The sequence below is a fragment of the Cellulophaga sp. HaHaR_3_176 genome (genome assembly GCF_019021925.1).
Lineage (GTDB): Bacteria > Bacteroidota > Bacteroidia > Flavobacteriales > Flavobacteriaceae > Cellulophaga.
Genome location: NZ_CP058990.1, coordinates 454,223 through 476,806, shown reverse-complemented (window position 1 = coordinate 476,806; position 22,584 = coordinate 454,223). Strand labels below are relative to the sequence as shown.

23 protein-coding genes are annotated in these 22,584 nt (G+C 30.4%); 12 read left to right on the top strand and 11 right to left on the bottom strand.

The window, feature by feature from the left end; all coding sequences use genetic code 11:
* The first annotated feature begins 11 nt into the window (after positions 1 to 11).
* Positions 12 to 851, top strand: a complete 840-nt coding sequence (locus tag H0I23_RS02085) for a hypothetical protein (protein ID WP_216784825.1) — start codon at positions 12 to 14, stop codon at positions 849 to 851.
* 51 nt (positions 852 to 902) lie between these two features.
* Here the strand turns inward: H0I23_RS02085 and H0I23_RS02080 are convergent, their stop codons facing one another.
* From H0I23_RS02080 to H0I23_RS02050, 7 genes are all read right to left on the bottom strand, one after another.
* Positions 903 to 2,273, bottom strand: a complete 1,371-nt coding sequence (locus H0I23_RS02080; RefSeq protein WP_216784824.1) for a dihydrolipoamide acetyltransferase family protein — start codon at positions 2,271 to 2,273, stop codon at positions 903 to 905.
* An 86-nt stretch (positions 2,274 to 2,359) separates the two neighbouring features.
* Positions 2,360 to 2,980, bottom strand: a complete 621-nt coding sequence (recR, locus tag H0I23_RS02075) for a recombination mediator RecR (RefSeq protein WP_216784823.1) — start codon at positions 2,978 to 2,980, stop codon at positions 2,360 to 2,362.
* A gap of 71 nt (positions 2,981 to 3,051) precedes the next feature.
* The gene (locus tag H0I23_RS02070; protein ID WP_216784822.1) at positions 3,052 to 3,567 is read right to left on the bottom strand and encodes a hypothetical protein; all 516 of its coding nucleotides are present in this window, start codon (positions 3,565 to 3,567) and stop codon (positions 3,052 to 3,054) included.
* A 5-nt stretch (positions 3,568 to 3,572) separates the two neighbouring features.
* Positions 3,573 to 3,932 (bottom strand): CoA-binding protein, encoded by a 360-nt coding sequence (locus H0I23_RS02065; RefSeq protein WP_216784821.1) that lies wholly within the window; start codon positions 3,930 to 3,932, stop codon positions 3,573 to 3,575.
* Between the two features lie 184 nt (positions 3,933 to 4,116).
* A complete protein-coding gene (locus H0I23_RS02060) occupies positions 4,117 to 5,127 on the bottom strand; it encodes a 3-oxoacyl-ACP synthase III family protein (protein ID WP_216784820.1) in 1,011 nt (336 codons plus the stop codon).
* A 199-nt stretch (positions 5,128 to 5,326) separates the two neighbouring features.
* Positions 5,327 to 6,637, bottom strand: a complete 1,311-nt coding sequence (locus H0I23_RS02055) for an AarF/ABC1/UbiB kinase family protein (protein ID WP_216784819.1) — start codon at positions 6,635 to 6,637, stop codon at positions 5,327 to 5,329.
* Between the two features lie 30 nt (positions 6,638 to 6,667).
* Positions 6,668 to 7,330: a TetR family transcriptional regulator C-terminal domain-containing protein gene (locus H0I23_RS02050; RefSeq protein WP_216784818.1), complete on the bottom strand. Its 663-nt coding sequence runs from the start codon at positions 7,328 to 7,330 to the stop codon at positions 6,668 to 6,670.
* A gap of 381 nt (positions 7,331 to 7,711) precedes the next feature.
* On the opposite strand from H0I23_RS02050, the gene htpG reads away from it, so the two are divergent.
* The 4 genes from htpG to H0I23_RS02030 all read left to right on the top strand — a co-directional run bounded on the left by htpG (position 7,712) and on the right by H0I23_RS02030 (position 12,520).
* Positions 7,712 to 9,601 (top strand): molecular chaperone HtpG, encoded by a 1,890-nt coding sequence (gene htpG / locus H0I23_RS02045; protein ID WP_216784817.1) that lies wholly within the window; start codon positions 7,712 to 7,714, stop codon positions 9,599 to 9,601.
* Positions 9,602 to 9,690: 89 nt separating this feature from the next.
* The gene (locus H0I23_RS02040; protein ID WP_216784816.1) at positions 9,691 to 10,050 is read left to right on the top strand and encodes a MauE/DoxX family redox-associated membrane protein; all 360 of its coding nucleotides are present in this window, start codon (positions 9,691 to 9,693) and stop codon (positions 10,048 to 10,050) included.
* 45 nt (positions 10,051 to 10,095) lie between these two features.
* A complete protein-coding gene (locus H0I23_RS02035; RefSeq protein ID WP_216784815.1) occupies positions 10,096 to 10,737 on the top strand; it encodes an MOSC domain-containing protein in 642 nt (213 codons plus the stop codon).
* A gap of 1 nt (position 10,738) precedes the next feature.
* A complete protein-coding gene (locus H0I23_RS02030; protein ID WP_216784814.1) occupies positions 10,739 to 12,520 on the top strand; it encodes a DUF885 family protein in 1,782 nt (593 codons plus the stop codon).
* 85 nt (positions 12,521 to 12,605) lie between these two features.
* On the opposite strand, the gene H0I23_RS02025 is transcribed toward H0I23_RS02030, so the two are convergent.
* Positions 12,606 to 13,193, bottom strand: coding sequence for a DUF3244 domain-containing protein (locus H0I23_RS02025; RefSeq protein WP_216784813.1), 588 nt, complete (start codon positions 13,191 to 13,193; stop codon positions 12,606 to 12,608).
* Positions 13,194 to 13,407: 214 nt separating this feature from the next.
* On the opposite strand from H0I23_RS02025, the gene H0I23_RS02020 reads away from it, so the two are divergent.
* Both H0I23_RS02020 and H0I23_RS02015 read left to right on the top strand, forming a co-directional pair.
* The gene (locus tag H0I23_RS02020; RefSeq protein ID WP_216784812.1) at positions 13,408 to 14,280 is read left to right on the top strand and encodes an AraC family transcriptional regulator; all 873 of its coding nucleotides are present in this window, start codon (positions 13,408 to 13,410) and stop codon (positions 14,278 to 14,280) included.
* Positions 14,280 to 14,879, top strand: coding sequence for an alpha-ketoglutarate-dependent dioxygenase AlkB (locus H0I23_RS02015; RefSeq protein WP_216784811.1), 600 nt, complete (start codon positions 14,280 to 14,282; stop codon positions 14,877 to 14,879). Before H0I23_RS02020 ends, H0I23_RS02015 begins: the two co-directional genes overlap by 1 nt.
* 3 nt (positions 14,880 to 14,882) lie before the next feature.
* Here the strand turns inward: H0I23_RS02015 and H0I23_RS02010 are convergent, their stop codons facing one another.
* Entirely contained in the window at positions 14,883 to 15,659 is a 777-nt protein-coding gene (locus H0I23_RS02010; protein WP_216784810.1) for a S1/P1 nuclease, read from the bottom strand.
* Positions 15,660 to 15,766: 107 nt separating this feature from the next.
* Between H0I23_RS02010 and H0I23_RS02005 the strand changes: the two genes are divergently transcribed.
* From H0I23_RS02005 to H0I23_RS01985, 5 genes are all read left to right on the top strand, one after another.
* The gene (locus tag H0I23_RS02005; RefSeq protein ID WP_216784809.1) at positions 15,767 to 18,013 is read left to right on the top strand and encodes a transglycosylase domain-containing protein; all 2,247 of its coding nucleotides are present in this window, start codon (positions 15,767 to 15,769) and stop codon (positions 18,011 to 18,013) included.
* 1 nt (position 18,014) lies between these two features.
* Positions 18,015 to 18,182, top strand: a complete 168-nt coding sequence (locus H0I23_RS02000; protein ID WP_216784808.1) for a DUF4177 domain-containing protein — start codon at positions 18,015 to 18,017, stop codon at positions 18,180 to 18,182.
* An 82-nt stretch (positions 18,183 to 18,264) separates the two neighbouring features.
* Positions 18,265 to 19,071 (top strand): HAD family hydrolase, encoded by an 807-nt coding sequence (locus tag H0I23_RS01995; protein ID WP_216784807.1) that lies wholly within the window; start codon positions 18,265 to 18,267, stop codon positions 19,069 to 19,071.
* Positions 19,072 to 19,100: 29 nt separating this feature from the next.
* Positions 19,101 to 20,417: a DUF819 domain-containing protein gene (locus tag H0I23_RS01990; RefSeq protein ID WP_216784806.1), complete on the top strand. Its 1,317-nt coding sequence runs from the start codon at positions 19,101 to 19,103 to the stop codon at positions 20,415 to 20,417.
* A gap of 87 nt (positions 20,418 to 20,504) precedes the next feature.
* Positions 20,505 to 21,215, top strand: a complete 711-nt coding sequence (locus tag H0I23_RS01985; protein WP_216784805.1) for a DUF4369 domain-containing protein — start codon at positions 20,505 to 20,507, stop codon at positions 21,213 to 21,215.
* 64 nt (positions 21,216 to 21,279) lie between these two features.
* Here H0I23_RS01985 and H0I23_RS01980 read toward each other — a convergent pair whose 3' ends face one another.
* Together H0I23_RS01980 and H0I23_RS01975 are read right to left on the bottom strand one after the other, a co-directional pair.
* Positions 21,280 to 21,549: a hypothetical protein gene (locus H0I23_RS01980; protein WP_216784804.1), complete on the bottom strand. Its 270-nt coding sequence runs from the start codon at positions 21,547 to 21,549 to the stop codon at positions 21,280 to 21,282.
* 65 nt (positions 21,550 to 21,614) lie between these two features.
* Positions 21,615 to 22,577, bottom strand: a complete 963-nt coding sequence (locus H0I23_RS01975; protein WP_216784803.1) for a type I phosphomannose isomerase catalytic subunit — start codon at positions 22,575 to 22,577, stop codon at positions 21,615 to 21,617.
* Positions 22,578 to 22,584: the final 7 nt, after the last annotated feature.

The window sequence follows — 22,584 nt, the reverse complement described above, 5'->3', positions numbered from 1 at the left end:
TAATTTTAAAAATGAAAATCAAATCAATTTTAATAGCCATACTACTTTTGTTTTCTTATCAAATATCAGTTGCTCAATGGACTAAAGGAAAAAACAATGCTTTTTTAAAAGTAGCTGCTTGGAATTTAAACTATGATCAACATTACACCAATTCTGGAGACATTAAAGATAACAGTGAAAAAAGTTATTTTAACCTTAGTATTTATGGTGAATATGGTATAACTAAAAAGATAGACGCACTTACATACATTCCTTTTTTTGCTAGTAACAAACAGATAAAACTTAACAATAATGAAACTTTAAATTCTATCGGAGATATTGATATCGGTTTTCGTTATGGAATTTTAAAGAAGGACAACTGGGCACTTTCTACCACTTTAAAATTTGGCTTACCTACAGGGGTAAATAATGCTGGTAGCGATAGTAGCTTCAATACAGGTGATGGAGAATTCAACCAATTACTAACTACTGAACTAGGCTACTCATCTTCATTTAACAATACACCGTACTATTCTAAAGCCTATATTGGTATAAATAATAGAACTAATAATTTTTCTGATGAATTTAGAACTGGTTTGGAATTTGGAGTTTTATTATTTAATTCAAAGTTTTGGGGAATAGCTAAGTTGAACAATGTAACCTCTTTAAATAATAATCCTATAGCCAACAACACCACAAATCAAGGTAATATTTTCGGAAACAATGTTCAATATACAAGTTTTGGTTTTGAAGGTGCTTATAAAGTAACTAATAAAATTGGCATCTCATTAGGTGTAGATTCTGCTTTTAATGCTAAAAACATCGCGGCAGCACCATCTATAAATAGCGGTGTATTTTTTGAATTAAAATAAAAAAAGGCTTTAGAAATTAACCTAAAGCCTTTTTAATATTATTTTGAAAATTTAGATCTCTCTATTTACATCCCAAGCTTCTAAATAATCGGCTACTGCTTTTACAAACATACCACCAAGAGCTCCATTCACTACTCTATGATCGTAGCTATGCGATAAAAACATTTTACTTCGAATACCAATAAAGTCTCCTTCAGGAGTTTCTATAACCGAAGGTACTTTTCGAATAGCACCTAATGCCAAAATTGCTACTTGTGGTTGGTTAATAATCGGAGTACCAAACACACTACCAAATGTACCAACATTAGTTACTGTATATGTACCATCTTTAATCTCATCTGGCTTTAATTTATTCTCGCGACTTCTTGATGCAAGATCATTAACGGCTTTTGCCATACCAACTAAATTTAATTGATCTGCATTTTTAATTACAGGTACAATCAAATTACCATCGGGTAATGCTGCTGCCATACCTATATTAATATTCTTCTTTTTAATGATAGAATCTCCACTAACTGCAATATTAATCATTGGATACTTCTTTAAAGCTACTGCAACAGCTTCCATAAAAATCGGAGTAAAGGTTAACTTTTCTCCTTCTCTTTTTTCGAAAGAAGTCTTTACTTTATTTCTCCAGTTTACGAGATTAGTAACATCAACCTCTATAAAACTTTGAACATGAGCTGATGTCGAAAGACTATCTACCATATATTGTGAAATAAGTTTCCCCATTCTACTCATCGGGATTACCTCATCTCCATTAGCTGTAACTTCTGCTTTAACAACTTCTTTTTTAGGTTGTTTATTTTCTTCTTGAGCTACTTTATGTATTGCTTGTTGAGAATCTACAACTGACACCTTCTCAACTTCTTTTGTAGTTGTTTCTTTAGTCGAAACTCCTTTATTGGCTACATAATCTAGAATATCTGTTTTAGTCACTCTACCTTCTTTTCCTGTTCCTGAAATGTTATCAAGTTCAGACAAAGAAACACCTTCTTCTTTAGCTATATTTTTAACTAATGGAGAATAGAAACGATCTGTAGCGCTATAATCATTTGTTGAAGCCGCCGTTGCACTTACAGCTTCTTTAACATCATCAATACTCTTTTCAATTTCTTGTGCCTCAGAAGTACTATTTTCAGAAGTTGTACTCAACTTTTCACTTGAGATTTCTTCTACCCCTTCAATTTCAATGATAGCAACTGTTTGACCTACAGAAATAACATCATCTATATTAAAAAGTTTCTCTAACAGAACACCTTCTACCTCACTAGGAACTTCAGAATCTACCTTATCAGTAGCGATTTCAAAAACAGCTTCATCCATTTCAATGGTATCACCAACTTCTTTCAACCAAGTTGTTAATGTTGCCTCTGCAACACTCTCTCCCATTTGCGGTAATTTCAATTCAAACTTTGACATATTATCAATTACTATACTTATTTATAATACTTTTTTGCGAAAATAATAAAAAAATCAACTTTTTACTGTATTTATTTTAACTAATTTTAAGTTGCCTTCATCGAGTTCTCGAACGGAATTCTGTTTAAGATACTTCGCCCTAAGGTAACCTCATCTGCATATTCAAGCTCATCACCAACAGCAATACCTCTAGCTATTGTGGATGTTTTTATTGACTCACCTTCTAATTGTTTAAAAATGTAAAAGTTAGTTGTATCACCTTCCATTGTTGAGCTTAAAGCAAAAATTAATTCATTTACTTTACCATTTTTAACTTTGTTAACTAAAGACATAATTGTTAAATCTTGTGGCCCTACACATTCCATTGGGGAAATTTTACCTCCAAGAACATGGTATAGCCCTTTAAATTGACCCGTATTTTCAATTGCCATTACATCTCTTATGTCTTCAACAACACAAACTATAGTTTCATTTCTTTTCGGATTTGCACAAATTTCACAGATAGCTACATCTGATATGTTATGGCAACTAGAGCAAAATTTTATTTGTGTCCTTAAATTTTCAAGCGATTGAGATAATCTGCTTGTTTGTTCTTCTGGTTGCTTTAACAAATGCAAAGCCAATCGTAATGCTGTTCGTTTACCAATACCTGGCAACTGAGAGATTTCGTAGACTGCATTTTCTAATAATTTAGAAGAGAATTCCATAGCTTCAAAATTACAATTTTAAACGTTTTTATTATTAATATTAACAAAATAAGGGTGTAAATTTTAACATACTAAAACTTAGCTCCGGAGACTATTAAACTTTTTAAAACACCAACTTCATCAACAATAGAAGATCCTGCCGCTTTTAAATAATCATTAGAAAAAAGACACCCTGCATCCGAACTATCAAATTGCCGCATCAATTTTTCTTCTTCAAAGTAGCTTTTATATGTTTGTTCTGAAGCTAAATCATCAATATCGTTTGAAATGATGTTTGATATTTCTTTCTCAAAAGCATAAATTAAAAAATCATTATCAAAATAATAAACATTTTCCTTTTTTATTGTTGAGTAGTTTGCTTCAAAAACCATCTTAACAATTTCCCCTTTTTTATTATATGTTTTAAGAGTGGCATTATTAGACGAAAAGTTTTCTATTTCATAATTATTTACAGCATCCCAATCCCTTGTCGTATCTATTTTTTCAATTTTAACATTAATTTTCTTTAGAGAAGAATCTAAATGTAAGTTTTGACTTAATAAAAAATTAAAACTAATCAATGTAATTATAAAAAAAATAGCCTTCATATACATTAAAATTGATCTGTAGCTAGCAAAACAAGTGTACATGCTACTTCTACCTGTATACCCTTATCCTCTAATAACTTATAAAATTCTGGGTTTTCCGTGCCTGGGTTAAAAATTACTCTTTCTGGTTTCAAATTAATAATTCTTTCATAAAAATCAACTTGCCTTTTTGAATTTAAATATAAAGTTACAGTGTGTATATTTTGAAAATCATTAAAATTGGTTTTAATTTGTATACCATGGATTGTTCCTGTTTTTAAACCAAAAGCATCTGTATTGATAGATTTTTCTACAAGTCGTTTTACGGCTTTGTTACTGTATCTTTCTGGTTTTAATGAAGCTCCAATTACTAAAGTTTTTTGCATTTTGTATATTAACGTGTTAAATAATGTTAACAGTCGTAACTTTTAAGATTAAATTACGTCTATTACAGAAGAAGATATTTTGAATTTGTCGTTAATGCTGTATTTTTATAGTTAATGGTTAGTGTTTAGTGCACATTAATGATGATAGAAACCCCAATGGAAACATTGGGGTTTTGTTTTTTTATTACCACTTAATTATAACACTACCCCAAGTAAAGCCACTACCAAAAGCGGCTAATACAACCAAGTCACCTTCTTTTACTTTACCTTGCTCCCAAGCCTCTGTTAAAGCTATTGGAATAGATGCTGCTGTTGTGTTACCGTATTTCATTATATTATTAAAGACCTGATCGTCTCCTAAGCCAAATTTCTTTTGAATGAATTGAGATATACGAAGGTTTGCCTGATGTGGTACTAACATATCAATATCTGTAGGTTGTAAATTATTAGCTCCAAGACCTTCCATAATTACCTCACTAAAACGAACCACTGCATTTTTAAAAACAAATTGACCATTCATATACGGAAAGTAGGATTCATCATTAGGGTCATTATCTGCCATAATATCGGTAACCCATCTGTTACCCATACCTGGTGCAAGTAAAGAAAGTTCTTCTGCATGCTGCCCTTCTGAGTGTAAATGTGTTGATAAAATACCTTTTGATGTATCTTCTTCTCTACTTAAAATAGCAGCTCCTGCTCCATCTCCAAAAATTACAGAAACACCTCTACCTCTAGTCGTCATATCTAAACCATGTGAATGCAACTCTGAACCTATAACTAGGACATTTTTATACATACCACTTTTTATATATTGATCGGCTACAGAAATACCATAAACAAAACCAGAACATTGATTTCTGACATCTAAAGCCCCGACAGTTTTGATACCTAAATCTCTCTGAACAGAAACTCCTGGTCCAGGAAAATAATAATCAGGACTTAAAGTTGCAAAAACTATAAAATCAATATCATCTTTATCTATACCTGCTCGTTCAATAGCTACTTTTGCAGCTTTAACACCCATAGAGGTTGTTGTATCACCATCTCCTTTTATTACGTGCCTTCTTTCTTTTATACCAGTACGCTCTTGAATCCACTCATCATTAGTGTCCATTATTTTTGACAAATCATCATTTGTCACTATATTTTCAGGAACGTAATATCCTAATCCTATAATTTTTGAATTATACATATATCTTATATCAAATTATAATTGAATCGTTGTAAAGCAACAAATTAATTGAAATATTATGATGCAATTTAAGCATTATTATAGAATGTTATAATATATGCCTACCAATGTAAATTACAGACTTTTTACAACATATAAAAGCCAAAAACATTTGTTACAATATTTCTGGCTTAATCTATTAATATTAAACAAGCTATAATTAGTTTAAAAACTGCCTAAAACTATTTACCTCAACTTTAGCTTTTAAATCATGTAAAAGATTAAATAGTCCGAAAAAAGTCCTGTTCATATATAAAAAGTGCTTAGACCCTCTATTTCCATTCATTTTTTTAATCTGATCATCTTTTGTGTATCGTTGGCTTAAATCTGCAATACGTGTCCAAAAATCATCTGATCCGAAGTCAAAAAAATCGTCATTAAATGGAGCGGTAAATAGTGTCAACATTTCTTTAAATAATTCCTTAAAAAATTTTAACTCAAAAGGAGAATCTGATATTGTCAAAATCTCTAATTCGTAAAGTTTTTTCATGAACTCATCATCGTTTTCTAGTACTTCTTTTTTTGCTAACTCAAAATAAGGAATATAAAATTCATCTGGAATCTCTTTAACACATCCAAAATCAATAGCTATTAACTTATTATTTGTACTTATCAAAAAATTACCTGGGTGTGGGTCAGCATGAACTTTTCTTAAACCATGAATTTGAAACATGTAAAAATCCCATAATGCTTGACCTAATTTATTACCTGTAGCATCACTAAAATCAGTTTTAGCAAACTCACTTAAATGTAAGCCATTCACCCAATCCATGGTAATAATACGTTCACTAGATAGTTCTGGATAATATTTTGGAAATTCCATATTAGGAATAACAGCACATGCATTCGTTATTTCTTGACTTTGTTTCATTTCAAGAATATAATTAGTTTCCTCTACTAGTTTGTTTTCAACCTCCTTAAAGTATTTATCAGAATCTTTACCTTGTAAATTAAACATTTTAATGGCGATAGGTTTCACTATCGCTAAATCACTAGAAATACTTTCTGCCACACCAGGGTATTGAATTTTAACGGCTAATTTTTTTCCATTCTTAGTAGCCTTGTGTACTTGACCAATACTTGCTGCATTTACTGAATCTTTTTGAAAAGTATCAAAAATTTCTTCTGGATATTCACCTAAATATTTTTTAAATGTTTTTCGAACCAGTGGTGCCGAAAGTGGTGGAACAGAAAACTGAGACAGTGAAAATTTTTCAACATAAGCAGAAGGTAAAATATTTTTTTCCATGCTTAACATTTGAGCCACTTTTAGTGCACTACCTTTTAAGCTTTTAAGTCCATCATATATATCACCTGCATTATCTTCATTTAACTCATCTTTTGTAAGCTCAGGATTTACTAATTTTTTACTATAATATTTCACATAGTTACCACCAATCTTCACGCCTGTTTTCACCAGCTTACTAGCTCTTTCTATTTTACCTGTTGGTATTCTATCTAATGTTTTCATGATGTGCTATTTAAATAAATTAAAACATGCTTAAGCCATATTTTCTTTGTATAAAAACTTTCCGAAATCTAACAGACTTTCCAACGGGGTATTATCAAAAAGATCGAACACTGTGTTTACCGATTTTTCGATAGCAACATCTGTTTTTTCGAAACTAGGACTAGAATCATTCATCCAAAATTTTAAAAGAAATAGAAACTGGATCCATGCACCTTCTGAAAATATTTTAGGATTTTTCTTTGTGATTTTTAAATTCTTATCTGCATTTGCTCCTTCAATTAATTCTGTAGCAAATGATTTTACGTCATCTCGTAAATCTTTTAACTGACTTAAATTCTTGAGCATGTTTTTATCTTCTTTCAATGCAAAGAGTACGTAACTCCTATTCATTGTCAACAACTCAAAAATGGTAAAGTAAAAGGTTAGCATTTTATCTTTATTTGTAAAAGCTGCGTATTCTTCATTTTTATGCATAACATGTATCGCATTTACATAAAACTTACTCCAAACTGCTTTTTGAATACCCTCTATTGAACCAAAAAAAGAATAAAACTCTTCTTCTTTAATTTTATTTGTCTTGCAAAACTTATAAATCGATTTTGGAACTTTCTCTTCTTCCAAAACATAATCCATATACATTGCTATAATAGAATTATCGTCTAGTTTTTTCTTTGTTTGTGATTTTGTAGCCATAAGATCTAATTTTTAAAGTTTACAAATAAGGTAACTACTTATAAAGTTAAGTTTATTTTAATCAAAAAACGTGTTCCGGGGGAGGTAACACGTTTTTCTTAAATAACCTAACCGATAAATTGATTAAGGAACAAAAATCTTTTTCATAGCAAATTGGTTCCGCATCAATTACACTACAAATATACGTAATTTTGTTTAACAATTACGTGATTTAATTAAACAAAATAAATTACTGTAATTTTCATGTATGCCATTATAAGTTTAACTAGGTATTAGCTGACTTACAATAGGCGTGTTTGTGTCACTTTGTCACATACTGTTATAATGGTATTTTTTTTGACTGTTATTAAAGTATATTAATAAATAAATTTTAAACTACATATGGCAACAGGTAAGATTAATGTATCCGTTGATAATATATTTCCTTTAATAAAGAAATTTTTATACAGCGATCACGAAATTTTTTTAAGAGAATTGATTTCTAATGCCACAGATGCAACTTTAAAATTAAAGCACCTTACTTCTATTGGTGAAGCATCTGTAGAATACGGAAATCCGGTTATTGAAATCAAAATTGATAAAGAGGGTAAAAAAATCCACATTATCGATCAAGGTTTAGGTATGACCGAAGATGAAGTAAAAAAATATATAAACGAAGTTGCTTTTTCTGGAGCAGAAGAGTTTTTAGATAAATACAAAGACTCTGCTAAAGATTCTGGTATTATTGGCCACTTTGGTTTAGGTTTTTATTCTGCATTTATGGTTGCAGAAAAAGTAGAAATTATTACTAAAAGCTTTAAAGATGAGCCTGCAGTACATTGGTCTTGTGATGGGTCGCCTAATTTCGAATTAGAAGCTTCTGACAAAACTGATAGAGGAACTGAAATAGTTCTTCACGTAGCAGAAGATTCTACTGAATTTTTAGAAGATAGTAGAATCAGTGAACTTTTAACGAAGTATAATAAGTTTATGCCAGTTCCAATTAAATTCGGAACTAAAACAGAGACACTTCCTAAGCCAGAAGGTGCTAAAGAAGAAGATGCTGCTCCTACTCAAGAAGTTGATAATATCATTAACAACCCTAACCCTGCTTGGACAAAACAACCTGCAGATTTAGAAACTGAAGATTATCAAAATTTCTATAGAGAATTGTATCCAATGCAATTTGAAGAGCCGTTATTTAATATTCACTTAAATGTTGATTATCCTTTTAATCTAACAGGTATTTTATACTTCCCAAGGTTAACAAATGATTTAAACGGTCAGAAAGATAGAATTCAATTATACCAAAATCAGGTATATGTTACAGATAATGTAGAAGGTATTGTTCCTGAATTTTTAATGATGCTTCGTGGTGTTGTTGATTCTCCAGATATTCCTTTAAATGTTTCTCGTTCGTATTTACAAGCTGATGGTGCTGTTAAAAAAATATCATCTTACATTACTAGAAAAGTAGCTGATAAGCTTTCGTCTTTATTCAAAAATAACAGAGAAGATTTTGAAGCAAAATGGAATGATATTAAAATAGTTATCGAGTACGGTATGCTTTCTGAAGATAAGTTCTTCGAAAAAGCAGATAAATTTGCACTGTACCCAACGGTAGATGGTAAATTTTTCACTTTTGAAGAATTACAAGAAAAACTAAAAGCTAACCAAACTGATAAAGATGGTAAGTTAGTTATTCTTTATGCTTCTGATAAAGATACTCAACATAGTTACACTGAAGCTGCAAAGGCTAAAGGATATGAAGTATTGTTATTAGATTCTCCAATAATTTCTCACCTAATGCAGAAATTAGAGACTTCTAAAGAAAATATTTCTTTTACACGTGTTGATGCTGATCATATTGAAAACTTAATTAAGAAAGATGAAGAGCAGATTTCTAAACTTTCTGAAGAAGAAAAAGAAACACTTAAAAAAGAATTAGAAGAAACAATTGCTAACAAATCGTACACTATTCAATTAGAAGCAATGGATAGTTCTGCTTCTCCCTTTATTATTACTGAGCCAGAATTCATGCGTAGAATGAAAGAGATGCAGCAAACCGGTGGCGGTGGCGGAATGTTCGGAATGGGTAATATGCCAGAAATGTATAACCTTATTGTGAATACTAATAGCGAATTGGTTTCTGAAATTTTAAGTACTAAAACTGCTAAGAAAAAAGAAAGATTAATAAATCAATCTTTAGATTTAGCTCGTTTATCTAAAGGACTATTAAAAGGTGAAGAACTTACAAACTTCATTAAGCGTAGTTACGAGATGGTAAAATAATTTTTACAACTATAAAAAAAGCCGCTTCATTTATTTGAAGCGGCTTTTTTGTTTTAGAGTTAGTATCTTTCTACATAAAATAAACTTTTATGCCCTACCCTTTTCACCTATACCTAATGGCTGCCATGTATATTTTTGCAGGTATCATGCATTTTATAAAACCTAAGGCGTATCTGCGAATTATGCCTAGGTACTTACCTAATCATAAGCTGCTAGTTACTTTAAGTGGCTTTGCTGAAGTTTTATTAGGCATTGGCTTGTGTTTTTCTGTTACTAAAAATATTTCTATATATGGAATAATTGCTATGCTTTTAGCATTTTTATCAGTACATTTTTATATGCTTTCTGGTAAAAAAGAAGGAGCAGGTATACCTAAATGGGTTTTAATTTTAAGACTTCCATTACAATTTGGTTTAATGTATTGGGCCTATTGGTATTTACAATTTTAGTTCTTTTTATAAGCTTAATTAATTCTAAGTTTTTACTTTTAAGAAATGAAAGTAATATCAACTAACCTAGGAGAGCCAACTATTATACAATGGAACGGTAAAGAGGAACAAACTGGAATATATAAATATCCGACTTCAGCAGCAATTAAACTTTTAAATGAAGACGTTGCAAACGATACTGTTATTGACAGAATACACCATGGTGGTATTAATAAAGCTTGTTATTTATATTCAGCAGATCAATACCCATATTGGAAAGAGTTATACCCTGATTTAAAATGGAATTGGGGAATGTTTGGTGAAAATTTAACAATTGAAGGTCTTGATGAATCTAAAATAAGAATTGGAGATATTTATAAAATAGGAAATGCTTTAGTTCAAATTACCCAACCTAGAGAACCTTGTTACAAATTAGGTATCAGGTTTAATGATATGAAAATCTTAAAACAATTTGTAGAACATAATAACCCTGGTACTTACGTAAAAATTTTAGAAACTAGCACCGTCAAAATTGGTGATGAAATGACCCTTGTTTCTCAATCAAAAAACAGCTTAACTATTAATCAATACTATGAGTTTTTGTTTGCAAAAATAAAAGATCCCAAGGTTATTAAATTAATACTTAATAATGAAGGAGTACCTGAAAAGAAAAAAATAAAGCTGCTGAATTCACTAAAAATTAAATAGTATGAAAAATATTTTTATTATAACAATATGCCTTATTAGTTTTTACTCTTGTAAAGAAGAAGTTAAAAAAGAAGATGCTATTACTTCTAAAAATAAAGATTTTGATACACTATTAAATGATTATTACGAAGAAAGTTTAAAACTATATCCTTTAAACGCAACTTCGCAAGGAGATAGTAGGTATAACGATTTACTACCAAATAGCCTAAGTGATGATTTTAAGGCTATGGAAAATACTTTTTATTCAAAGTATAAAAAAAATGCTTTAGCTCTTAAAAACAGAACATTATCTGAAAGTCAGAAAATGAGTAAAGACATTTTGATTTGGGAATGTGACAGAAATTTAGAACGGTTAACTTTTAAAGAAGATTTAACACCACTAAACCAAATGTGGACTTTGCAATTAATGATGGGACAACTAGCAAGTGGAGTCAGTTCTCAACCATTTAAAACAGTTGCCGATTATAACAATTGGTTAAAAAGAATAGATGCCTATTTAATTTGGTTATCAGCTACAAAAACAAAAATGCAAGAAGGTATTGCTAACAAACACGTACTACCAAAATCATTAATTGTAAAAATAATACCACAACTTAAAGAAATGACAACTCCTGTCATTAAAAATCATCTTTTCTTTAGTCCTATTAAAAACTTCCCTGACAGTTTTACTATAGAAGAAAAAGAAGATCTTACTCTTGCTTTTAAAACCATAATCAAAAATAAGGTTATACCTACCTATCAAAATATTTTCGATTTTATGAGTACCGAATATATAGCTGCTGGTAGAAATTCTAGCGGAATTGATAGCATCCCAAATGGTAAAGAATATTACAATTATTCTATAAAATTATATACCACTACTGATATGACAGCTGATGAAATTCATCAACTTGGTTTAAATGAAGTGGAGCGTATTTCATCTGAAATGAAAAAAATTAAAGATAAAGTAGGTTTTGAAGGTAGTTTAAATGCCTTTTTTGATCATGTAAGAAACAAAAAAGATTTAATGCCTTTTACTAAGCCAGAACAGGTAATTGAAAACTTTAATACCATTCATAAAAAAATGAAACCACAGGTAGATAAGCTTTTCGGAAAACAACCAAAAACACCTTTTGAGGTTCGTAGAACTGAAGCTTTTAGAGAAGCATCTGCTAGTGCAGAATACAACTCAGGTTCTATAGACGGGACTAGACCAGGTGTTTTTTATACCCCTATACCTGATGTAAAAAAATATAATATCTATTCTGATGAAGATTTATTTTTACATGAAGCAATACCTGGGCATCATTTTCAAATTTCATTAACTCAAGAAAATGAACGCTTGCCTAAATTTAGAAAAACACTTTGGTATAGCGCTTATGGAGAAGGTTGGGCTTTGTATACCGAATCTCTAGGTGAAGAATTAGGTCTATATACTGATCCGTATCAATATTTTGGGATGTTAGGTGCCGAAATGCACAGAGCTGTTCGTTTGGTTGTTGATACTGGCTTACATGCAAAAGGTTGGACTCGTGAAAAGGCAATTGCTTATTCATTAGATAACGAAGCAGAATCAGAAGCAAGTATTACATCAGAAATTGAACGCTATATGGCTAACCCCGGCCAAGCTTTATCTTATAAAATAGGGCAACTTAAAATAAAAGAGCTTAGAAATAAAGCTGAAAAAGAATTAGGTGACGCTTTCAATATTAAGGAATTTCATAACCAAATTTTAGAAACTGGCTGCATACCTTTAGCTTTTTTAGAGAAAAAAATAGATAAATGGATTGCTGATAATAAGTAATTCATAAGCATAAAAAAAGGGGAAGCATAAATGCATCCCCCTTTTGGTTAAAATCAACTCAACTTAACTTAAAACCAATACTGTATTATATACTTATATTTTCTGAATATTTTTCACTTCCGTCTTTAACTGATATAGTATACTGACCTTTATGAGCCCCTGTAAAGTTTATTGCTTTTTCTACAATTAAACTATCACTTACAACCTCAGTAAATAATAATCTACTGCTAGAATCGTAAACCTTAATAACTACATCACTCTTATCTACGTTTAAAAGATTTACATAAACTAAACCATTTTTCTTTCTAAAAACAGCTTTAACTTTTTCATCTTTATTAAGTATAGTCATCTCGTTAGATGCTAATAAAATTTGGTAAGTAATTGCTTTTACAGAGTTATCTACTTTAAAAGTATATACACCACTTGTCAATTTACTTAAATCAAACTTTTTACGAACTCCTGTAGATGATAACGCATTATCAGAATAGATAATATTATTTTCGCTATCTATAAGTTGGATCTTTGTATTTTCAGATGTTACATCTAATTCAAAAATTAAGCTCTTCTCTGCATTTTCTCCTGCAACATAAATTTTTGGCTCACTGTTGGCACTTGCTATTAAAGTATTGAACATCAACGCTGCCATTACTGTAATTTTTAGAACTGTTTTCATAATTTTTCTTTTTTAGGGGTTTCTAAATTATTTACATGGCAAAGGTAGAGGGTAAGTTCAAGGTAAAGTAGTCCGTATTTCTCCAATTTCTATGGTATTTTACCATTTACATACTAACTACATCTACTTAACGTTAAAATAACATATCTTTTAGGTAACTTTGCATCATATTAAGGAAATAGGCATAGTTCTCAAATCTTTAAAATTTTAGAAGATGATTATACAAAAACCTACATTTGAAGTTATAGCGCCAGACTTTGGACACTCATTTACATACCAAAAATTTGATGAGAATAGAATAAACAATAATAACGTGTGGCATTACCACCCCGAGTTAGAATTAGTTTATATCAACGGAGGTTCTGGTAAAAGACAAATTGGGAGTCACGTATCTTATTATTCTGATGGTGACCTTATATTAATAGGTTCTAATTTACCGCATTGTGGTTTTACAGATAATTTAACAGGAAATAAAAGTGAAACCGTAGTACAAATGAAACTAGATTTTTTGGGTAATGATTTTTTTAATATTCCAGAAATGAAAAAAGTGCAAAATATATTTGAAATTTGTACAGGTGGTATTGCTTTTTCAGGAAGTACAAAAAAGAAAATCGGAGAGAAAATAGAGATACTAGAGTATCAAACTGATTTTCAAAGACTATTATCAATATTAAATATACTAAATGAGCTTGGTAACTCTACAGAATTTAAGCTATTGAATGCCGAAGGTTTTTCTATGGAGGCTTCTATGAAAGATAATGATAGAATAAATTTGGTATTTAATTTTGTGAAAACAAATTTTAAAGAAGAAATTACTCTTGAAGAAATAGCAGATATGGTAAGTATGACAGTGCCGTCTTTTTGCAGATATTTTAAAAAAATCACTAAAAAAACTTTTGTACAGTTTGTTAACGAATATCGTTTAGTACATGCTTCAAAATTATTAGCTGAAAAGCCAATGAGTATTACAGATGTTTGTTTTGAAAGCGGATTCAATAATTTTTCTCACTTTAACAAAACCTTTAAAGCTTTTACAGGCCAGAACCCATCTGAATATAGAAATCAATTAAAATCTATTTTGCAGTAATGACTTCTCTTTTTTCTGAAGAAACTAATTTTCATTTACCAGATAGTGACATAATATATGTTCCCAACTTCTTTTCTAAGAATGAGGCTTCTAACTATTTTAAGGTTTTAAGAAAAACTATACATTGGCAACATGATAAAATTAAGGTTTTTGGCAAAACATACGACCAACCTAGATTAACAGCTCTGTATGCCAATAACACCAAGCCTTACTCCTATTCTAACATTACCATGCAACCTAATATATTTACAGAAAATTTAGTAGCTATTAAAGATAAGGTTGAAAAAAAAGTAAAAGTAGAATTTACTAGTTGCTTATTGAATCTTTATAGAAATGGAAAAGATAGTAACGGTTGGCATGCAGATAATGAAAAGGAACTGGGAATTAACCCAATTATAGCTTCGGTAACTTTTGGTCAAGAGCGTTTTTTTCATTTAAAACACAGAACTAATAAAGATTTAAAATTAAAAATTTTACTAGAACATGGTAGTTTGCTTATAATGAAAGGAGCTACACAACACAATTGGTTGCACCAAATACCAAAAACGGCCAAACCTATTCAAGAAAGAATAAATTTGACCTTTAGAGTTATTCAGTAAATTTTATTTAAAAACCTCATTAAGCACTTTAGCTAAACGTAGTCCGCCTTTTTGTAATTGCTTTTCTACAAGTGACCAATATTTATAACTGTATTTATAACTTAGCTTTTCTCCAACCTCAACAGAACCATAAATATCGTTTGCTAAAATTTTTGATTCTTCTACCCAGTCTAAAACATTGCCTTCTTGAATTTTTTTTGTTTCTGTTTTAGATAGTACTGGTAGGTTATTCGCAATTTCAGTATAACTCATTCCATAATCATCAATCATATTACTATCCCAAACTCTATGCAAGTTTGTACCTCTACCAAACCATTGCAACTGAATATCGTTACCACCTTTATCTTCTGCTTTACCAACATGCATTGGTTGGTGCAGGTCTCCTAATAAATGAACTAAGAATTTTAAATAAAACTGTTTGTCTGCCTCTGTACTGTTATCATCTTTAATAATTTCAATACATTTTTGTATTCCAACAACAATATCACCATTTGGGCTAGGCTCTACTTCAGTATATTTTTTATCTGCAGGAAAATTCACATAATGCCAAGCACTAAATTCTTTATAAGATCTATCTGATTTAATATCATCTGCAAAAGTAGAAACAAATGCTAAGCTTTGACCATCTAAAAGTTTTTCTATGGCTTTTTTAGCTTTTCTAGTTAAGTGTCTTTGAGCAACTTCGCCTGTAGTTCTATGACCCGTTTTTGACCAATCGGCATCATTACTAAATGCAAACTGAATCGAAAGAGTTAATAATAAAATGGTAATTTTCTTCATCTGATTATAATTTATGTAACCTTTGTCAAAAATAAAGAATACAACTTAAATCTGTTGTTAAGACGTATATAGATTTAGATATAATTTTTACTTTAAAAACAACCACTTTGATTCTAAAAAAAATAAAATCGCCAGTTATTAGATATGGTATAGTCGCTATTTTGACTTTAATTATCTGCTTCTTACTTTTTATTACCAGTATTTATAGTGGTCTGTGGGGTAATATTCCGAATTCAAAAGAACTATCTAATTTAGAGTACCAAAAAGCAAGTGAGGTATATAGTACTGATAGCACGTTAATTGGTAAATATTATTTATTTGATAGGCAACCTATTACTTTTAATGAGTTTCCTGAAAACTTGCTAGATGCCTTAATTGCTATTGAAGATGAGCGTTTTTATGAACATTCAGGTATTGACTTTACTAGTTTGTTTCGAGTGGGCGTAAAAACAGTTCTTATGCAAGATAAAAGCTCTGGAGGTGGTAGTACACTAACACAACAACTTGCTAAAAACCTATACCCAAGAAAAGATAGAGTGAAATCGAATATTGTTGTCGATAAAATTAAAGAAATGATAATAGCATCTAGGTTAGAGGGTGCATACTCAAAAGAAGACATTTTATACCATTATTTAAATACAGTTAGTTTTGGTGATAATACTTTCGGAATTGAAAGTGCATCTCTCAAATTTTTCAATAAAAAAGCTAAAAATTTAAAGACTGAAGAAGCTGCTGTTTTAGTTGGCATGTTAAAAGCTACTTATGGTTATAACCCAAGAGTACATCCTGAAAATAGCTTAAAGCGCAGAAACTTGGTATTACAATCTATGGTTAAAAATAATTTTTTAGATGAAAATAAAAAAGATAGCCTTGCTGCAACTCCTTTAAAATTAGATTATAAAGATTTTAATTATAATGATGGTCTAGCTCCATACTTTAGAGAAGAAGTAAGAAAACAACTTACTAAATGGACAAAGGAGCAAAAAGAAAGCGGAAATGAATATAACATTTATACCTCTGGTCTTAAAATTTATACTACGTTAGATTATAACATGCAAGTATTAGCCGAACAGGCAATGGTTGAACATTTATCTGATTTGCAAGAAAGCTTTGAAAAAAGTTATGGCAAAAACCCACCATGGAAAACCAATAAAAAACTTATTTCTAAAGTATTGAAGAAAACACTTTCTTATAAAAAACTAAAGACATCAGGCTTATCAGATACCGAAGTTTTAGATTCTTTAAATAAAAAAAGAACGATGACATTAGTAGACTGGAAAGGCGAAGAAAGCAAAGAGGCTAACATTACGGATAGTATACAACATTACATGAAGTTTTTGAATACAGGCTCTATTGGTATTGACCCAAATTCTGGTGAGGTTAAAACTTGGATTGGTGGAATCAATTTTAAATATTACAAATACGATCATATTTCACAAAGTAAAAGGCAGGTTGGCTCTACCTTTAAACCTATTGTATATACTGCTGCATTAGAAAACGGAATAGCACCTTGTACTTATTTTTCGGCAGAAGAAGTTGAATATAAAAATTTAAAAGGGTGGTCACCTAGTAATTCTGGTTCTAAAGATGAAGCCTACTTGAATTATTCAATGGAGCAAGCACTTAGTAATAGTGTAAATACTGTAGCCGTAAAAGTACTTGAACAAGTTGGTGTTCTAAATGTAATTAACCAAGCTACAAAAATGGGTATAACAGAAAAACTTCCTAAAGAACCATCTTTAGCCCTAGGAACAGGAGAAATTAAAATTAATGAACTTGCAGGTGCTTATGCTTCCTTTGTTAATAAAGGAAAACCCGTTGAGGCTTTTTTAATCAAAAAAATTGCAAATAACAAGGACTCTATTTTAAAAGTTTTTGAACCTAAAATAGCTAAAAAAGAAGCTTTTTCGATTGAAACAAGGCAATTAATGGTAGAAATGATGAAATCTACTATTAATTCAGGAACAGCCTCACGTATTCGAAATAGTTACAATTTAAAAAATGATATTGCAGGTAAAACAGGTACTACACAAAATAATAAAGATGCGTGGTTTGTTGGTATTACTCCTAAATTAGTTCATGTAACTTGGGTTGGTTTAGATAACCACGAACTTGGTTTTAGCAATACTAATCTAGGACAAGGTGCCAATGCCGCTCTACCTATGTTTGCTCTTTTGTTGCAAAAACTAAATAAAGACAGTAGTTTTAACGGTATTACAAAAGCAAAGTTTGAAACACCTTCTTCTGAAGTATTAGATAAATTAGATTGTGACCCTGTTAAAAGAGATGGATTTTTAAAACGCTTATTTAAAAACCCAAACAAAAAAAAGACCAGAGAATTTAATGAGAATTAGCATGAAAGAATACAAAATAATAAAACAAAAGTTTAAATTTTTGAAAGATTCAGATACTGATTTTGAAAAAACGATTAACGACCATGCTAAACAAGGCTGGATTGTTTTAAATACTGTATTCAATTCAAGCACTGGTGCTTTAAAAGTTATTTTAGAACGAGAAAAATAATTACTCTTATTACGTATTGATTTAATCAAATTAAAAAAGTCAGTTACCTTAGCATAAAATTATTTTTATAAAAACCACTATTTTGACTTACAAAATACTTTGTTCTGATTTAGACGGAACTTTATTATCTACCAAAAGCGATGTTTCTGATTTTACTATTACAGAAATTAAAAGAATTAAGGAACAGGTAAAAATTATACTAGTATCTGCTAGAATGCCAAAATCAATGACTTATATTCAAGATGATTTAGGTATTAAAAATGAACCTTTAATCTGTTACAACGGAGCGTATATTGTAGATGGTGATAAGGAAATTGATTCAGTTACAATTGCTACATCTACATTAAAAGAAATATATAAACTTGCAGAAGCACAAAATATAAAACTTGGCCTGTACTATAAAGATGAGTGGTTTGTTGAAGAAACCTCTGAACGAGTAGAAAAAGAAATTAAATACACTAAGGCAACTCCTATTTTTAGGCCCACTACTGAAACTTTTTACGATTGGAAAAATAGAAAAATAAGTGGCGCTCATAAAGTAATGCTTATGGGTACAAAAAGTACTTGCGATGCCATCTACCCTATTTTAGAGAAGCAATTAAATGATATAATTGCAATTTACAGGTCTAATGATACATTGATAGAACTTGCCCCAAAATCTGTTTCTAAATTATCAGCTATAAAACATTTTTTAACAAAAGACATTTCTTTAGATGATGTTGTTGCTTTTGGCGACAATTATAATGATTTAGATATGCTAGCAAATGTAGGCTGTGGCGTAGCAGTAACAAATGGTAGAGATGAAGTTAAAGCTATTGCCAACTTCACAACTTTGAAGAATACAGAGCACGGTGTTGCTACTTTTATTAAAGAACATATTTTAGTTTAGTTATATTTGAAAAAACAACTTATCATTATATGCAGAATATAACATTACCTGAACCATTAATTACGAGTGACGCCGTTGTTTTTGGCTTATTAACTTTGAGTTTAGGGTTTATTTTTTATACATCTTCACTTAAAACTGGGTTTTGGAAAAAGTTTTATTCAATTGTACCCAGTGTATTAATGTGTTATTTAATCCCTGCTATACTCTCGTCTACAGGAGTTGTTGCTGAACATTGGGAAACTGAAGATACCCTTGGAAACATTATTGAACATAAATCAAATTTATATTTTGTTGCAAGTAGATATTTATTGCCTGCTGCATTAATACTAATGACTTTAAGCATAGATTTAAAAGCCATTTTAAATCTCGGTTCTAAAGCTCTTATCATGTTTTTTACAGGTACTGTAGGTATTATTATTGGTGGACCAATTGCTATTTTATTAGTTTCAATAATTTCTCCAGAAACTGTAGGCGGCAATGATTTTGATGCGATATGGAGAGGATTATCAACCATTGCTGGAAGTTGGATTGGTGGTGGTGCTAATCAAGCAGCAATGTATGAGGTTTTTAAATACACTCCTGAAAAATATGGAGCCATGGTTTTAGTTGATATAGCTGTTGCAAATATCTGGATGGCAATTCTATTATTAGGTATTGGAAAAACTGCTAAAATAGATAAATGGTTAAAAGCCGATACTTCTGCAATTGAAGATTTAAAGATAAAAATCACTGCTTTTTCTGAAAAAATAACTCGCGTCCCAACTCAAAAAGATTATTTAATTATGCTCTCTTTAGCATTTACAGGCGTTGGAATAGCTCATTTTTTCGGAGATGCAATAAGTGACTTTCTAATTTCTAGTGTTGCTGCTATTGCCAACCCATCTAACTTTCTGTCCTTTTTAGGTTCTAAGTTTTTCTGGATGGTAGTGATAGCAACAATAGTTGGTATTATTCTGTCATTTACGAAAGCTAAAAATTATGAAGGTGCAGGTGCTAGTAAAATCGGAGGATTATTTATTTACATATTGGTAGCTACTATCGGAATGAAAGTAGATATCGCCCAAGTATTAGAAAATCCAGGGTTGATAATTGTGGGTTTGATTTGGATTAGCATACACGCTCTTCTTCTTATTTTAGTTGCGAAACTAATAAGAGCTCCATTCTTCTTCTTAGCTGTTGGAAGCCAAGCAAATGTAGGCGGAGCAGCTTCTGCTCCTATAGTAGCTGCAGAATTTCATCCATCATTAACATCCGTTGGTGTGTTATTAGCGGTGTTTGGTTATGTTGTTGGTACCGGAGGTGCATTACTCTGTGCCTATCTAATGGAAATAGCATCTAATCTTTAAAATTGTGCATAAAATATAGTACTATCTTAATTTTATGTTAAGCTGAAAAGATTTTTTTATTGATATTTGCCTCACAAAATTAAAACCATGAAGAAGATATTTTTTATGTCCTTAATCGGACTTTTATTAGTTGCCTGCTCTGGAGATTCAGAAAAGACTATGACCGTAAACGGCTCTATTAAAGGTTTAAAAAAAGGAAAATTATATTTACAACAATTGCAAGACACTGTTTTAGTAACTCTTGATTCTTTAGAAGTACAAGGTAGTGGAGATTTCAGTTTTAAAACAGATATAGAAAGCCCTGATATTTATTATTTATATTTAGTAAAAAACGACTATAACGATATTAATGATAGAATTATATTTTTTGGAGAACCAGGTGTCATCAATATAAAAACAACTTGGAATGCTTTCGATTTCGGTGCCGAAATAACAGGTTCTAAAACACACGAAAAACTAGAAGAATACAACAAGGGTATGTCTAGATATAATAAGAAAAATTTAGAACTTTTACAATTAAGGTTAGATCCTAAAATAAAAAGAGATTCTACAATGGCTGATTCTTTAATTAAACTTGGAGATAAGAATATTTACAGGAGTTATGCCTATGCTTTAAACTTTGCTTTAAATAATAAAGACTCATATATAGCTCCTTATATCGCTATTAATGAAGTTGCAGATGCTAATGTTAAATATCTAGATTCTATATACAACACCTTATCACCAGAAGTTGCTGGTTCTAAATATGGTAAAAAACTAGAGGCTTATTTAAAAGATATTAAGTCTAAAGAAGAATAGATTAAAAACCTTTATAAACAAAAAAACATCCAACTAGTTGGATGTTTTTTTGTTTATAAAGGTTTTATCCTAATTTATTTAATTTCTCTACTAAACCAGTAGCTTTCTCTTCTAGTTCAGTTTTAACTCCGTTAAGGTGTTTACTTCTACTTTCAACATCTTTCTTATTTACTTTAGCTATTAAATCATCAAAAACTTTAATTGCATCATCAATAAGTGCAGAACCTTCTTTTGAGTTTTTATTTCCTTTTTTTGCTTCCCAGAAATAAACTGCTTCAATTATATCTCCTAAAACATAATTGATATCTTTTTTTAAATCTTTTACACTTGCCATAATTACTAAATTTGTTTTTGCAAAAGTACTCTTTTTAAAAGAACAAAAATCTTATAAATAAAATTTTAAATTGTTACTTCTAAAAGTGTAACTCCTTTAGTTTTTAATATTACTTTATTTGAATTAGCAGGTACTAAAACCGTTTCTCCTTTTTTAACTGTAGTTTCCCCATCTTCATTTACAATAATTGCCTGTCCTGACACACACATGTAAATGGTAAATGAATCTCTCGTTGTAATGTTTTGCTCTAAATCTTCCGTTAAGTCAATATAGTTAGTTTTAAAGTATGGACAATCTACCATATCATTAACCCTATTATTTTGCTTACTGTAAGCTACTTTAAAATCGTCTTTCTTCTCATAGTCCATTGCATCTAAAGCCATATCAGTATGCAATTCTCTAAGATTACCGTTCTTGTCTTTTCTATTAAAATCAAAAACACGGTATGTTACATCTGATGTTTGCTGAATTTCTGCTAAAACTACGCCTGCTCCAATAGCATGAATTTTACCTGTGTTGATAAAAAAAGTATCACCTTCTTTCACCTCTTCATAATTTAATAAATCTAAAAGCATATCGTTTTCTATACTTTTCTGGTACTCATTCTTTGTTACTGTTTTGTTGAAACCAACAATTAAGTTAGCATCTTTATCAGCATCCATAATGTACCACATTTCAGTCTTTCCGAAAGAATCATGTCTTTTTTTAGCTAACTCATCATTGGGGTGTAACTGTATAGATAAATCTTGCTTGGCATCAATAAATTTTATCAAAATAGGAAATTCTTTGCCAAAACGTTCTACAACACTTTTACCTAAAAAACCTTCAGCGTCATTATCTATTAATTCTTGTAACGATGTACCTGCTATAGCACCATTAGCCACAACAGAAATATCTCCTTTTACTGTTGACACTTCCCAGCTTTCTCCTGTAATATCATTTTCAATTGGTTTACCAAAAATATCACCTAATTTACTACCTCCCCAAAGGCGCTCTTTTAAAATGGGATTGAATTTTAATGGGTACATGTTATTA